Origin of the sequence: Enterobacter cloacae complex sp. P29RS (genome assembly GCF_014893445.1) — a bacterium.
Classification (GTDB): domain Bacteria; phylum Pseudomonadota; class Gammaproteobacteria; order Enterobacterales; family Enterobacteriaceae; genus Enterobacter; species Enterobacter intestinihominis.
In genome coordinates, this window is record NZ_JADBPZ010000030.1 from 1 (window position 1) to 13,620 (window position 13,620).

The following is a 13,620-nucleotide window of genomic DNA, read 5'->3' on the forward strand; positions in this document are numbered from 1 at the left end:
TCGCTGACAGCCCTCAGTCATTTAGAAAGCAACTTTATTGCTTCTGCATAAAAAAATTACTGGGGATCCCTCAGCCCACGGGGAGAGGGGGAAATCAACCGCTCTTCTTGCCCGGCTTTAATCCGCGGTGTAACTCGTTGATGCGCTTCATCGACTTGATGGTGCGCTGCGGCTCGGTGGAGGCGACGGACAGAATAATCATCTCCAGGCACAGCAGCACCGTGCCGTGCAGCGGGATTTTGCCCTTCTCGCCGCCGCGCGGGACGTGGATCACTACGCTTGCCTCTTTGCTAAAGCGCGAGTCAGTGGCGTTGGTCAGCAAAATGGTGGGAATACCCAGGCGCTTCGCTTCGCGCAGCGTGGTCTGTCCCTCCCGGTGCGCGGATTTTTGCGCCATCATTACCAGCACGTCACCGCGCTGTAGGGCAATCAGCTGTTCGGCGAGGCCAATACCGGTGCGGTTGAGCGGGATCGCAGGCAGGCCTATACGGCTAAACAGTCGCGAGGTGTACTCAGCCAGAATGCCGGATGCGCCAATGCCAAAAATAGCGACCTGTCTCGCCTGCGCCAGCAGCGACACCGCCTGCGCCATCGCGTAGCGGTTGCCCGGTTCGGACAACACCGCGCAGGTGTGTTGATGGCCTTCCAGCACAAAATCGATGCTCGCGTCGACGTCGCTGGTAAGCGTGTTTACCGTCGTGGACATCTTCTCGCTGGAGGTGACCACCGGGCCAAACCACTGCTCCAGGGTCTGCTTGAGATCCCGCAGCCCGCCAAACCCAAGCGCCTGAATGGCACGCACCACGGTGGCGTCCGAGGTGTGTAGCACAGCGGCAATCTCCATTGCCGTCTGCTCCATAACCGCTTCACGATTTTCATTGATATAGCTCGCCACCTGCAGCAGGCGCGGCGTCAGCTGGTGCGCCCGCGAGCGGAGGCGGTCGCCGTAGACATCAATTTTTCGGATCATCTTGCGGCCTCCGGCAGCGGACGGCCCGCTATCTGCGACTGCACCTGCGCGGCCATCAGCCCCAGCGAGGCAAATGAATTTGAGATCGCTTCCTCGCGGGAGATGAGCACGTAATGCCCGGTTCGGCAGGCGTTGAGAAACTGACACCAGCCCGGCATCACCGCATCCATCGCCGCCAGCTCGTCCTGCGGTTTTCCGCCGGTGTCCCCGCGCCAGGTTGCAAAGACAAAATCAGCATCCAGCTCCGGCAGACGCTCGGCGCTGACGTCGATGCGCCCGCCCTCCGGGATGCTCTCAATCAGCGGCGGGAACCTGAACCCTGCGTCGCGCAGCACGCGCCCAAGCGAGTGGTAGCTGTGCATGGCGTTGATTTTGCCCTGATTGGCCTGAATCACCGAGACGGTCAGTTTGCTCGTATCGATGGTCGCCTTTAGCGCCTCGATCTGCTCCTGATAGCGACGCTCCAGAATCTTCAGCCGCGTCTCTGTCCCGGTAAGCTGCGCCAGCTTGCGGTAGATCTCCGGCGCGCCGCCGTCGAGGTGATCGATACTCACCGTCGGGGCAATTTTTTCCAGCTGTTCGACCGGCGTGTTGCGGGTCGGCTCGGTGATGATAAGATCCGGCTTCGCCGCGGCGATGGCTTCAATATCGATATCGGCGGTGCCGATGAATGTGATGTCGGAATTATCAAAATCGATGCCCGTCAGCATGCCGCTGGAGCGCAGAAAATGGCTGCCGTCCGGTCGGGTACGGCCATGGCTGGCAACCGGCGGTACGCCAAGCTCGATCAGCGGAATGGTGATATCCAGGTCGTGCAGGGACACAATCCGCTTCGGGTTAACCGGCACCACCACTTTGCGGTTCAGGTCGTCAGTAAACGTCTGCGTTGGCTCTGCGGCTCCTGCAGCAAAACCCACCAGCACCAGCATTGCAAAAAATACGCGCATTTCTATCCCCTAAAATCGATCCCGACGCTGCCAGAGCAGCAGCAGGAAAAACGGTCCGCCAATCAGTGAAATGACAATTCCCGCCGGCAGCTGCAACGGGAGAAATGCCAGCCGCCCGACGTTATCCGCCAGCAGCACCAGCAGCGCGCCCAGTACGGCACTTCCCGTCAGCAGTGCCGTTTGCCCTCCGCGCAGCAGCAGGCGCGCCATGTGCGGGGCAATCAGCCCGACAAAGCCGATACTCCCCACGCAGGAGACGCAGGCCGCGGTGAGCACCACGGGGGCAAACACGCGCAGCAGCGCGAGGCGTGAAGTCCGCACGCCCAGCCCCGTCGCAATGTGGTTGCCGAGCAAGGCTACGTCTGCGGCGCGCGCGGTAAAGAGCAGCAGCGCAAACGCCGGCACTGTCCAGGCAGCAGCGATGCTGACCAGCGTCCAGCTTGCCGCATGCAGACTCCCCGCCAGCCACAGCATCGCCGTCTGGACGTCGCGCACGTCGGCGGTCGTCATAAAGACCCCCATCGCGGCGGCAAACGCCCATGACACGCCGATGCCGATCAGGATGAATCGCGGGCGCGAGATATCACGCGCCAGCGCCACTACCAGCAGCGCGGTCAGCAGCCCACCGGCCATGCCGATAAGTGGACGCCAGTACGGCCCCAATCCCGGAAACTGAAAAATCAGCAGCAGCACCGCCGCGCTACAGCCCTCTTTCACGCCGATAAGTCCGGGGTCAGCAAGGCCGTTGCGGGTAATGGACTGCATGGCCGCCCCCGCCATGCCGAGCATCGCGCCGCACAGCACCGCCATCAGCAGGCGCGGCAGGCGGATATCCATCACAATGTAATGCGCATCCGCCGTCAGACGTTCAGGATAAAACAGCGCACGTCCGATGGCGGAAGCAGGAATGGGCAGCGAGCCGTGCGTCAGGCCAAAACTTAGCAGCAGTAAAACGGCAAGGGTTAAAACGGTCAGATACAGCAGCGCCCTCGGGCGAACCAGCGCCGAGAAGGAGGAAAATCGTACTGCCCTCAATCCAGCCCGGTTCATTTGAACATCCTTGACGCCATAAGGATAAAGACCGGCGCGCCGACCAGCGCAGTCATCACGCCGGTTGCCAGCTCATACGGCGTAAACAGCGTGCGGGCGGCGATATCCGCCATCAGCAGAACCAGCGCCCCGCACAGGGCTGAGAGCGGCACCATCACGCGCAGGTCCACCGATACCAGACGGCGAATCAGCTGCGGCACCACGAGTCCGATAAACCCGATCGGTCCGGCAACTGAAACCGCCGCGCCGCACAGCAGGGCGATGGCCAGCAGCGCGAGCAGGCGCGTTTTCATCAGCGACACGCCAAGCCCCTGCGCCATTCTGTCCCCCAGCGCCAGCATGTTCAGCGACGGCGACAGCCAGAGCGCCAGCGCAAAACCCACGGCAGCGGCCCCCGCGGCGCTAGCGGTCGTCTCGCCGATGACTCCCGCCACATCCCCCGCAAGCCAGGTCCGCATGGCCAGCAGCGTCTGTTCATCCAGAATCAACACCGTGGCGGTTATCGATGAGGCAAATGCCGACATCGCCACGCCGCACAGCGTGACTTTCATCGGCGTGAGACCGGTACGCCCGGATGAGGAGAACGTTAGCACCAGCAAAAAGAGCGCGGCGGCGCCGGCTGCGGCTATCAGAGGGCGGCCAAACGGCAGCGACAGCCCGAGGGCACTCGTCAGCACCACCGCCAGCGCCGCCCCTGCATTTAGCCCCAGGATATGCGGCTCGCCGAGCGGGTTGCGGATCACTGACTGCAGCAGCACGCCCGCGACGCCGAGCGCCGCGCCCGTCACCAGGGCGGCGCACAGTCGCATCAAGCGCAGCCTGACGATCACGCTATGCTCAAAATTGCGCGGGTCGAAGTGGAAAAATGCGTCTACTACCGTCCGGGGGGCGATAACGCGCGCCCCGATGCTCAGGTGCGCAATCGCGCCTGCCAGAAGCAGCAGCGTAAAGAGAATAAAGGCCACAGACGTGCGCATCATGGTTTGTCGACAGCCTGACGGAACGGCATAAAGAACGGCTTGCCGGTCAACGGGTTAACCGACATATGCACGTCGACATCAAACACCGCTTTGATCAGCTCCGGCGTGCAGGCGTCGCCCTCATGCAGTACCCCCTCAACCTTTCCCTGACGTAAAAAGACCAGCGAATCACCGTAGTTCACGGCGAAGTTGAGATCGTGCAGAACCACCACCACGGTGCGCCCGTGCCGGCGCGTCAGCGTGTGCAGCAGTTCGAGGATCTCCACCTGGTAGCGAAGATCGAGGTACGTCGTGGGTTCATCCAGCAGGATATAGGGCGTTTGTTGCGCCAGTACCATGGCGATCCAGCAGCGCTGGCGCTGGCCGCCGGACAGGCTTTCAACCAGATGATGGGCAAACTCTGCCGTTCCGGTCAGGCGTAACGCCTCTTCCACGGCCCGCTCGTCTTCTTCGCTCCACTGGCGCATCACGTTCTGCCAGGGGAAACGTCCGCGCGAGACCAGCTCAAATACGGTTAACCCTTCTGGAAGCAGCGGAGACTGCGGCAGGATCCCGAGCTGGCGGGCGACCGCTTTGGTTGGCTGCGAGTGGATGGCTTTGCCGTCCAGCACCGCGCTGCCGCCGAGCGGCTGAAGCAGCCGCGCGAGGGTACTTAACAGCGTCGATTTTCCGCAGCCGTTTGCGCCCACCAGAACAGTCATTTTCTGCTGGGGGATCGCAAGGGAGATATCATCAACGATGATTTTTTTCTGGTAACCCGCGGAGAGGTTCTCAAGAACCAGTCCCGGCTTTTTGATGTAGTGAGCCACGTGAACGCCAACGTAAGAAAAAAAACCAACAAATAAAAATAAAACTCATTCTCTTTTGTGAGTTTGCCGCCGCGCCATGTAGTAGTCAAGCGAAGATACACCCTGTAAACCCCAGGGATAATTGAGCATCTCTGCACAAATTAAAATTCATTTTTATCAACTATTTTCAATGCCTTAAACAAGAAACCAACGCGTATTAGCCAGAGAGAAACCTCTGTAGCGAAATTTTTATTTATTCCATTTACTACTACACCCCCTCATGCTTGAATGATTCTCAATTACAAGTCCGATGCCGTAGAGGCTAACGGACAGACCGTAAGGGCAATGACTCACACATTCTTCCGCGAGCATTTCATCGCAGGATATTTTGGGAAAACAGATGTAATGGCCAAGTTCACACCTTCATTCGCCGGGGTAAAAGGGCGCGCGCTCTTTTCACTCCTGTTCATGGCGCCTCTGGTGCACGCAGCAGCAAAAGACGGTGAGACGCTTACCGTCACTGCCGACCCTTACGCTTCCACCGACGCCACCAGCGGCTATCAGCCCCTGAACACCTCCACCGCCACGCTGACCAACATGCCGATGCTGGACATCCCGCAGGTGGTCAATACCGTCAGCGATAAAGTGCTGGAAGACCAAAACGCGACCACGCTCGACGAGGCGCTGTATAACGTCAGCAACGTGGTGCAGACCAACACCCTGGGCGGCACGCAGGATGCTTTCGTGCGCCGTGGCTTCGGCGCAAACCGCGACGGCTCGATCATGACCAACGGCCTGCGCACCGTGCTGCCGCGCAGCTTCAATGCCGCAACCGAGCGCGTGGAGGTGTTAAAAGGCCCGGCCTCGACCCTTTACGGTATTCTCGACCCCGGCGGCCTGATTAACGTGGTGACCAAACGCCCGGAGAAAACCTTCGGCGGCTCGATTTCTGCCACATCAACCAGCTTTGGCGGCGGTACCGGACAGTTTGACGTCACCGGTCCGATTGAAGGTACGCGTCTGGCCTATCGCCTGACGGGGGAGTATCAGGACGAGGATTACTGGCGTAATTTCGGCACCGAACGCAGCACCTTTATTGCCCCGTCTTTGACCTGGTTCGGCGATGATGCCACCGTGACCGTGCTCTATTCGCATCGCGACTATAAAACGCCGTTCGATCGCGGAACGATCTTCGATCTCAACACCAAAAAGGCCGTCGACGTCGATCGCAAAACCCGCTTTGATGAGCCATTTAACGTGACCGACGGTCAGTCCGACCTCGCTCAGCTTAACGCGGAGTATCGCCTTAACAGCCAGTGGACCGCGAAGTTCGACTACAGCTACAGCCAGGATAAGTACAGCGATAACCAGGCTCGCGTGATGGCCTACGATTCAAAAACCGGCAACCTGACCCGCCGCGTGGATGCGACCCAGGGTTCGACCCAGCGTATGCACACAACGCGGGCAGATTTGCAGGGGAACGTGGACATCGCGGGCTTTTACAATGAGATCCTGACCGGCGTGTCGTATGAGAATTACGATCTGCTGCGTACGGACATGATCCGTTGTAAGAACGTTAAGGATTTCAATATTTACAACCCGAGCTATGGCAGCCTCGGCAAGTGCACCACCGTCTCGGCATCCGACAGCGATCAAACCATCAAGCAGGAGAGCTACTCCGCTTACGCGCAGGACGCGCTGTACCTGACCGATAAATGGATCGCCGTTGCCGGACTGCGCTACCAGTATTACACCCAGTACGCGGGCAAAGGCCGTCCGTTTAACGTCAACACCGACAGCCGCGACGACCAGTGGACGCCGAAGCTGGGCCTGGTATACAAGCTCACGCCGGCAGTCTCCCTGTTTGCTAACTATTCCCAGACGTTTATGCCGCAGTCGTCCATTGCGAGCTACATCGGCGACCTGCCGCCGGAAACGTCGAACGCGTATGAAATAGGCGCTAAATTCGACCTGTTCGACGGCATTACTGCCAACATCGCGCTGTTTGATATCCACAAGCGCAACGTGCTGTACACCGAGAGCATCGGTGATGAAACCGTCGCCAAAACCGCGGGCCGCGTGCGCTCGCAGGGTGTCGAAGTGGATCTCGCCGGATCGCTGACCGAGAACACCAACATTATCGCCAGCTACGGCTATACCGATGCGAAGGTGCTGGAAGACCCGGACTACGCGGGCAAACCGCTGCCAAACGTGCCGCGCCATACCGGCTCCCTGTTCCTGACGTACGATATTCACAATGCGTTTGCCGGGAATACGCTGACAATTGGCGGCGGCGGGCACGGCGTGAGCCGTCGTTCAGCGACTAACGGTGCGGATTATTATCTGCCGGGCTATTTCGTGGCGGATGCATTTGCGGCGTACAAAATGAAGCTGCAATATCCGGTGACGCTACAGGTGAACGTGAAGAATCTGTTTGATAAGACCTACTACACGTCGTCGATTGCGACCAACAACCTGGGCAACCAGATTGGCGACCCGCGTGAAGTGCAGTTTACGGTGAAGATGGAGTTTTGACGTCAGTGCGAGGCGTTCCCCTCACACTAACCCTCTCCCCAGAGGGGCGAGGGGATCGATCGTAGGCCCGGTAAGCGCAGCGCCACCGGGCAAAAAAAAGCCCTGCATCGCAGGGCTTTTTCAGCATCAGGCCTCAATATCCGCCATATCGCCTTTCTCCTGCAGCCAGTTACGTCGGTCTTCCGAACGTTTCTTGGCAAGGAGCATATCCATCATGGCGTTGGTTTGCTGTTCGTCTTCGTCGCTGATCGTCAGCTGCACCAGACGGCGCGTGTTCGGATCCAACGTCGTTTCGCGAAGCTGCATCGGGTTCATCTCGCCCAGCCCTTTAAAGCGCTGCACGTTCGGTTTGCCCTTCTTGCGCTTCAGCTGTTCCAGCACGCCCGCTTTCTCTTCTTCCGTCAGCGCATAGTAAACTTCTTTGCCAAGGTCGATACGGTACAGCGGCGGCAGCGCCACGTGGACGTGACCGTTTTTCACCAGCGTGCGGAAGTGCTTCACGAACAGCGCACAGAGCAGCGTGGCGATGTGCAGACCATCGGAGTCCGCATCCGCGAGGATACAGATCTTGCCGTAGCGCAGCTGGCTCAGATCGTCGCTGTCCGGATCGATGCCGATCGCCACCGAGATATCGTGTACTTCCTGCGAGGCCAGCACTTCATCAGAAGAGACCTCCCAGGTATTCAGGATCTTACCCTTGAGCGGCATGATCGCCTGATATTCACGATCGCGCGCCTGCTTGGCCGATCCGCCCGCCGAGTCCCCTTCCACCAGGAACAGCTCGGTGCGGTTGAGATCCTGCGCGGTACAATCCGCCAGCTTGCCCGGCAGCGCGGGGCCGCTGGTCAGTTTTTTACGCACCACTTTCTTCGCCGCGCGCAGACGACGCTGGGCGCTGGAGATCGCCATTTCAGCCAGCATTTCTGCGGCCTGAACGTTCTGGTTCAGCCACAGGGTAAACGCATCTTTCACCACGCCGGAAACAAACGCCGCACACTGGCGTGACGACAGGCGCTCTTTAGTCTGACCGGCAAACTGCGGATCCTGCATTTTCACGGAAAGCACGTAGGCGCAGCGGTCCCAGATATCTTCTGCGGAAAGCTTCACGCCGCGCGGCAGAATGTTGCGGTATTCGCAGAACTCGCGCATCGCATCCAGCAGACCCTGACGCAGGCCGTTGACGTGCGTCCCACCGAGCAGCGTTGGGATCAGGTTGACGTAGCTTTCCGTCAGCAGCTCACCGCCTTCAGGTAGCCACAGCAGCGCCCAGTCCACCGCCTCGGTATCACCTTCGAAATTCCCGACGAACGGTTTTTCCGGCAGGGTCGGCAGGCCGTTAACCGCTTCGCACAGGTAGTCGTTCAGACCCTTTTCGTAGCGCCAGCTCTGTTCGGTGTTGTTAACGTGATCTTTAAAGGTGATTTCTACGCCTGGGCACAGCACCGCTTTGGCTTTCAGCAGGTGCGTCAGGCGGGAAACAGAAAAGCGTGGGCTGTCGAAGAAGCTTTCGTCAGGCCAGAAATGGACGCTGGTGCCGGTGTTGCGTTTACCGCACGTCCCGACGACCTGCAAATCCTGCACTTTTTCGCCGTTTTCAAACGCGATGTTATACACCTGGCCGTCGCGACGGACGTTCACTTCCACGCGCTTTGACAGGGCGTTAACCACAGAGATCCCCACGCCGTGCAAGCCGCCAGAGAACTGGTAGTTTTTGTTGGAGAACTTACCGCCCGCATGCAGACGGCAGAGGATCAGCTCAACGGCAGGAACCCCCTCTTCCGGGTGAATATCCACCGGCATGCCGCGGCCATCGTCGATGACTTCCAGCGACTGATCGGCGTGCAGGATAACGTCCACGCGTTTGGCATGACCTGCCAGCGCTTCGTCCACACTGTTATCAATTACTTCCTGGCCCAGGTGGTTTGGGCGCGTCGTATCGGTGTACATCCCCGGGCGGCGGCGAACCGGCTCAAGCCCGGTGAGTACCTCAATGGCATCAGCGTTATAGGTTTGCGTCATGATTTAAGCTAGCAATTCGCATTGATTGTCAGTGGCTGTGCAGTCCAAGAAAATCGACAATCTGGGTGAAATGATCTTCAAAGCCCGTGAAAGCATGGTTTCCGCCCTCTTCTACAGTCTGGCGGCAGGATGCGTAATACGCCACTGCCTGGCGGTAATCCAGCACTTCATCTCCCGTCTGTTGCAGCAGCCAGATAAGATCGGGCGCTTCAAGCGGGTCGACCTGCATAACTTTGAGATCGTAAATATGGCGTGACTCTAGCACATATTGTTGGCCGGTGTAGGGGTTCTCGTTTTCGCCAAGAAAGTCCCTTAACAGCTCAAATGGCCGGACCGCCGGGTTAACGACGACAGCGGGCACCATAAAGCATTGCGACAGCCAGGTGGCGTAGTAGCCGCCGAGGGACGAGCCAACAACGCCAAACGATTCGCCGCCGTGTTCAAGCACAATCGATTCCAGCATTTCTGCCGCGTTCGCCGGATAAGGGGGCAGCTGCGGAATAATCATCTCCACGTGCGGATGATGTTCGCTCAGCCACTGGCGAAACTGCGTCGCCTTTGCGGAACGCGGAGAACTGTTGAACCCGTGCAGATAGAGGAGCGTCGACATCAATAGCCTTCTGAAGCGGTATCCGGGCGGAACTGCGCGCCAGCCAGACGGCACACTTCGGTGGTCAGCGAGCCGTCGGCATGCAGGTCCAGCCAGCGCCAGCCCGGTGCGATGGTGTCCAGCGTGAAGTTAGCGCAATGGGGCTTGAACTGCACGCAGGTGGACGGCGTCGCGAGCAGGCGGCGACCGTTCCAGTCGAGATCCTGTTCCTGGTGAATGTGCCCACACAGCAAATTTTTCACGCGCGGGAATTTCGCCAGCACGCTATCCAGCGCCGCAGAGTTGCGTAAGCTGTGCTGATCAAGCCAGCTACAGCCCGCCGGCAGCGGATGATGATGCAGTAACAGCAGCGTATTACGATTCGGTTCGGCGGCCAGTTTTGTCTCCAGCCAGTCAAGCTGATAGTCGCTCAACTCACCGTGCGGAACGCCAAACACCTGACTGTCGAGGAGCAGAATTTGCCACTGGTCCCCCGTAAAGACACATTTTGCCGGCGAAATCCCCGCCTCCTGAAGCGAACTGTACATGGCGGGCTGAAAATCGTGATTGCCCGGTAGCCAGACGCAAGGCACACTAAAGCTCGCAATTCCTTCGGCGAAATGCTGATAGGCTGCGGAGGATTGATCCTGCGCCAGATCGCCTGTCGCGACGATCAGATCGCATGGCCGCTTTTCAGCATGGATCGCGTCAAGAACCGCCTGATAACTCTCCCAGGTGTTCACGCCCAGAAGCGTCTCATGCTTTTCGGCAAAAAGGTGGGTGTCGGTGATTTGTAATATCCTGACTGGCGCCCCACCAGCAACAGTCAGGTTCAACAGGCTTTCCAAATGGTGTCCTTAGGTAGGTTTATGACGCTAACAAACCGGAATCGCCATTGCTCCATGTGCTAAACAATATCTTAGCCAGTCGGCTAAAAACTGGTTAATTTGATGCTTTTCGTCGCGTTGATGCAACTTTTTATTCGGATAATCATACCGCGCTTTGAAGCGAAAGATCTGCTGGCTTGAACACACTTCAGCGACCATCGCATCATGATAAAGACGTACCGTCATTGACGGCAGGCTCCAGTAGCTGATGCTCGGCGCCGTTTGCTCAATCTCCACCAGCGTAGTGTAGCGCGTTGATTCTGTTATCGTTAACCGATACTGCGCGTTGCTCACCTGATAGCTTACCGTTTCGCCGGGCGCGTCGTTTCGCGGCAGCAGGCGGCGCAGCTGGGCGAAATTGGTTTCGCACAGGCGCATCATTTCTGGGAAGTCAGGTGTATAGCGCTTCATTTTTTCCACTCGTTTCGTAAATTCTGATGATGCAGTTGCAGCCATTGCAAGGCGATGACAGACGCTGCGTTGTCGATTAAACCCTCTTCTACCCATTGGTAAGCCTGCTCCCGACTCACCACATGAACCCGAATATCTTCGTTTTCATCTGCCAGACCGTGGATCCCTTTCGCTGTCGTGGCGTCCACTTCGCCCACCATAATAGATGAGCGTTCCGTTGTTCCCCCCGGACTTGCCAGGTAGCTCAACACCGGTTTCGTCCGACCGATCGCCAGGCCTGCCTCTTCCAGCGCCTCGCGGCGAGCGACGTCTTCGACCGACTCACCCTCCTCGATCATCCCGGCCACCATCTCCAGCAACCACGGCGTTTCGCTGGTATCATACGCCGCAATACGGACCTGCTCGACCAGCACGACTTCATCACGCACTGGGTCAAAGGGTAGCAAGACTGCCGCATGCCCGCGCTCAAAAATTTCGCGTTTGATTTCACCGCTCATTTCACCGTTAAACAGGCGATGCCTGAAACGGTAAAGTTCCATTGAAAAAAAACCGCTATAAAGCGTTTCTCGTGCAATAATTTCTACATCGTTTTTGGCGAAGGTGACAGGCACGTTTTCTGGTTTTTGCATCGGTCGAGTCCTGGTAGCAATGGTGATGAAATTGTGAATTTCAAGGCTGTTTGGCTGCCGTTTGTATGGCTATATGGTAGATTGGAGCAAATTACCGCCAGATGGCACGTTACGCCAACCTTTTGGTGTGGATGATTCTGTTAGAATCGGCAATTATTTTTAATTAGATCAGCGCTAATACTGCTTCACAACAAGGAATGCAAATGAAGAAATTGCTCCCCATCCTTATCGGCCTGAGCCTGACGGGCTTCAGTGCAATGAGCCAGGCAGAGAACCTGTTACAGGTCTACCAGCAGGCACGTCTGGGCAACCCTGATTTACGTAAATCAGCGGCCGATCGTGATGCTGCGTTTGAAAAGATTAACGAAGCACGTAGTCCACTGCTGCCGCAGTTAGGCTTAGGTGCAGATTATACCTACACTAACGGTTTTCGCGATAACAATGGCATCGACTCGAATGCCACCAGCGCCTCTTTACAGCTTACACAGACCCTGTTCGACATGTCCAAATGGCGTGAACTGAGTTTGCAGGAAAAGAGCGCAGGCATTCAGGATGTCACCTATCAGACCGATCAGCAAACGCTGATCCTGAATACCGCGACCGCCTATTTCCAGGTGCTGAGCGCGATTGACGCGCTCTCCTATACCGAAGCGCAGAAACAGGCGATTTACCGTCAGTTAGATCAAACCACCCAGCGTTTTAATGTGGGTCTGGTTGCGATCACTGACGTGCAGAACGCCCGTTCACAGTACGATACCGTACTGGCTAACGAAGTGACCGCACGTAACAACCTCGACAACGCACTGGAAGCACTGCGTCAGGTCACCGGTAACTACTATCCTGAGCTGGCCTCTCTGAACGTGGACAGTTTCAAAACGGACAAACCGCAGGCGGTTAATGCTCTGCTGAAAGAAGCGGAAAACCGTAACCTGACCTTATTGCAGGCGCGCCTGAGCCAGGATCTGGCACGCGAGCAGATCCGCCTTGCACAGGATGGTCACCTGCCAACCCTGAGCCTGAGCGCCTCTACCGGCGTATCGGATACCAGCTACAGCGGGTCTAAAACGACGTCTCAGGCCTATGACGACAGCAACGTTGGCCAGAACAAAGTGGGCCTCAGCTTCTCTCTGCCGCTGTACCAGGGCGGGATGGTTAACTCTCAGGTGAAACAGGCGCAATACAACTTTGTGGGTGCCAGCGAGCAGCTGGAAAGCGCGCACCGCAACGTGGTGCAGACCGTGCGTTCTTCCTTTAACAACGTCAATGCCTCTATCAGTAGCATCAACGCTTACAAACAGGCCGTTGTCTCTGCGCAAAGCTCTCTGGACGCGATGGAAGCAGGCTACTCCGTCGGTACGCGTACCATCGTTGACGTGTTAGACGCAACGACCACGCTGTATAACGCGAAACAGCAGCTTTCCAGCGCACGTTACCAGTACCTGATTAACCAGCTGAACATCAAGCAGGCGCTGGGTACGCTGAACGAGCAGGATCTGCAAATGCTGAACAGTACGCTGGGTAAACCGGTATCCACGTCGCCTGACAGCGTGGCGCCGGAAAATCCAGAGCAGGATGCCGCGGTTGATAACTTCAACGCTAACGGCAGCGCCCCGGTTGCACAGCCAGCGGCAGCACGCAGCACCTCACCTGCCAGCAGCGGCACGAATCCGTTCCGCAACTAAGTGTGTCATCAGGCCCAGTGCGGCCTGATGCCCTCACCCCAGCCCTCTCCCACAGGGAGAGGGAGCACATTAATCCCCCCCCGAACGTAAGCCAACGTAAAGATCCCCCGGATTTCGCCCCTCTTCGCTTCAT

At 57.8% G+C, this 13,620-nt stretch carries 12 protein-coding genes; 2 read left to right on the forward strand and 10 right to left on the reverse strand.

Translation table 11 applies throughout. The features are described 5' to 3' along the window. Positions 1–94 precede the first annotated feature (94 nt). Genes IM282_RS19645 through IM282_RS19665 form a run of 5 tightly spaced genes read right to left on the reverse strand, consistent with a single transcriptional unit; the run spans position 95 to position 4,756 of the window. Positions 95–970, reverse strand: a complete 876-nt coding sequence (locus IM282_RS19645) for a MurR/RpiR family transcriptional regulator (protein WP_015571883.1) — start codon at positions 968–970, stop codon at positions 95–97. Beyond that, entirely contained in the window at positions 967–1,917 is a 951-nt protein-coding gene (locus IM282_RS19650; RefSeq protein WP_063163865.1) for an iron-siderophore ABC transporter substrate-binding protein, read from the reverse strand. Before IM282_RS19650 ends, IM282_RS19645 begins: the two co-directional genes overlap by 4 nt. A 9-nt stretch (positions 1,918–1,926) precedes the next feature. Further along, positions 1,927–2,967, reverse strand: coding sequence for an iron ABC transporter permease (locus IM282_RS19655; protein ID WP_023306963.1), 1,041 nt, complete (start codon positions 2,965–2,967; stop codon positions 1,927–1,929). Beyond that, positions 2,964–3,947, reverse strand: a complete 984-nt coding sequence (locus tag IM282_RS19660) for an iron ABC transporter permease (protein WP_045307988.1) — start codon at positions 3,945–3,947, stop codon at positions 2,964–2,966. Before IM282_RS19660 ends, IM282_RS19655 begins: the two co-directional genes overlap by 4 nt. Continuing rightward, on the reverse strand, positions 3,944–4,756 hold the full coding sequence (locus IM282_RS19665; RefSeq protein WP_023306964.1) for an ABC transporter ATP-binding protein: 813 nt from the start codon (positions 4,754–4,756) through the stop codon (positions 3,944–3,946). Before IM282_RS19665 ends, IM282_RS19660 begins: the two co-directional genes overlap by 4 nt. Before the next feature lie 384 nt (positions 4,757–5,140). On the opposite strand from IM282_RS19665, the gene IM282_RS19670 reads away from it, so the two are divergent. Further along, positions 5,141–7,270 carry a TonB-dependent siderophore receptor gene (locus IM282_RS19670; protein ID WP_032671488.1) on the forward strand — a complete coding sequence of 710 codons (2,130 nt, stop codon included), beginning with the start codon at positions 5,141–5,143 and terminating at the stop codon, positions 7,268–7,270. Positions 7,271–7,396: 126 nt separating this feature from the next. On the opposite strand, the gene parE is transcribed toward IM282_RS19670, so the two are convergent. From parE to nudF, 5 genes are read right to left on the reverse strand one after another with little or no spacing between them, the layout of a single operon-like run. Continuing rightward, positions 7,397–9,289, reverse strand: a complete 1,893-nt coding sequence (gene parE, locus IM282_RS19675) for a DNA topoisomerase IV subunit B (RefSeq protein WP_023306966.1) — start codon at positions 9,287–9,289, stop codon at positions 7,397–7,399. Positions 9,290–9,317: 28 nt separating this feature from the next. Then, positions 9,318–9,899 carry an esterase YqiA gene (yqiA, locus tag IM282_RS19680; RefSeq protein WP_126315184.1) on the reverse strand — a complete coding sequence of 194 codons (582 nt, stop codon included), beginning with the start codon at positions 9,897–9,899 and terminating at the stop codon, positions 9,318–9,320. Beyond that, a complete protein-coding gene (gene cpdA / locus IM282_RS19685) occupies positions 9,899–10,726 on the reverse strand; it encodes a 3',5'-cyclic-AMP phosphodiesterase (protein WP_023298619.1) in 828 nt (275 codons plus the stop codon). Before cpdA ends, yqiA begins: the two co-directional genes overlap by 1 nt. A 27-nt stretch (positions 10,727–10,753) precedes the next feature. Then, the gene (locus IM282_RS19690; protein ID WP_003862516.1) at positions 10,754–11,176 is read right to left on the reverse strand and encodes a DUF1249 family protein; all 423 of its coding nucleotides are present in this window, start codon (positions 11,174–11,176) and stop codon (positions 10,754–10,756) included. After that, a complete protein-coding gene (gene nudF, locus IM282_RS19695) occupies positions 11,173–11,805 on the reverse strand; it encodes an ADP-ribose diphosphatase (RefSeq protein WP_022649425.1) in 633 nt (210 codons plus the stop codon). Before nudF ends, IM282_RS19690 begins: the two co-directional genes overlap by 4 nt. A gap of 203 nt (positions 11,806–12,008) precedes the next feature. Here nudF and tolC point away from each other — a divergent pair, with 203 nt between their 5' ends. Next, on the forward strand, positions 12,009–13,487 hold the full coding sequence (gene tolC, locus IM282_RS19700) for an outer membrane channel protein TolC (protein ID WP_022649426.1): 1,479 nt from the start codon (positions 12,009–12,011) through the stop codon (positions 13,485–13,487). Positions 13,488–13,620: the final 133 nt, after the last annotated feature.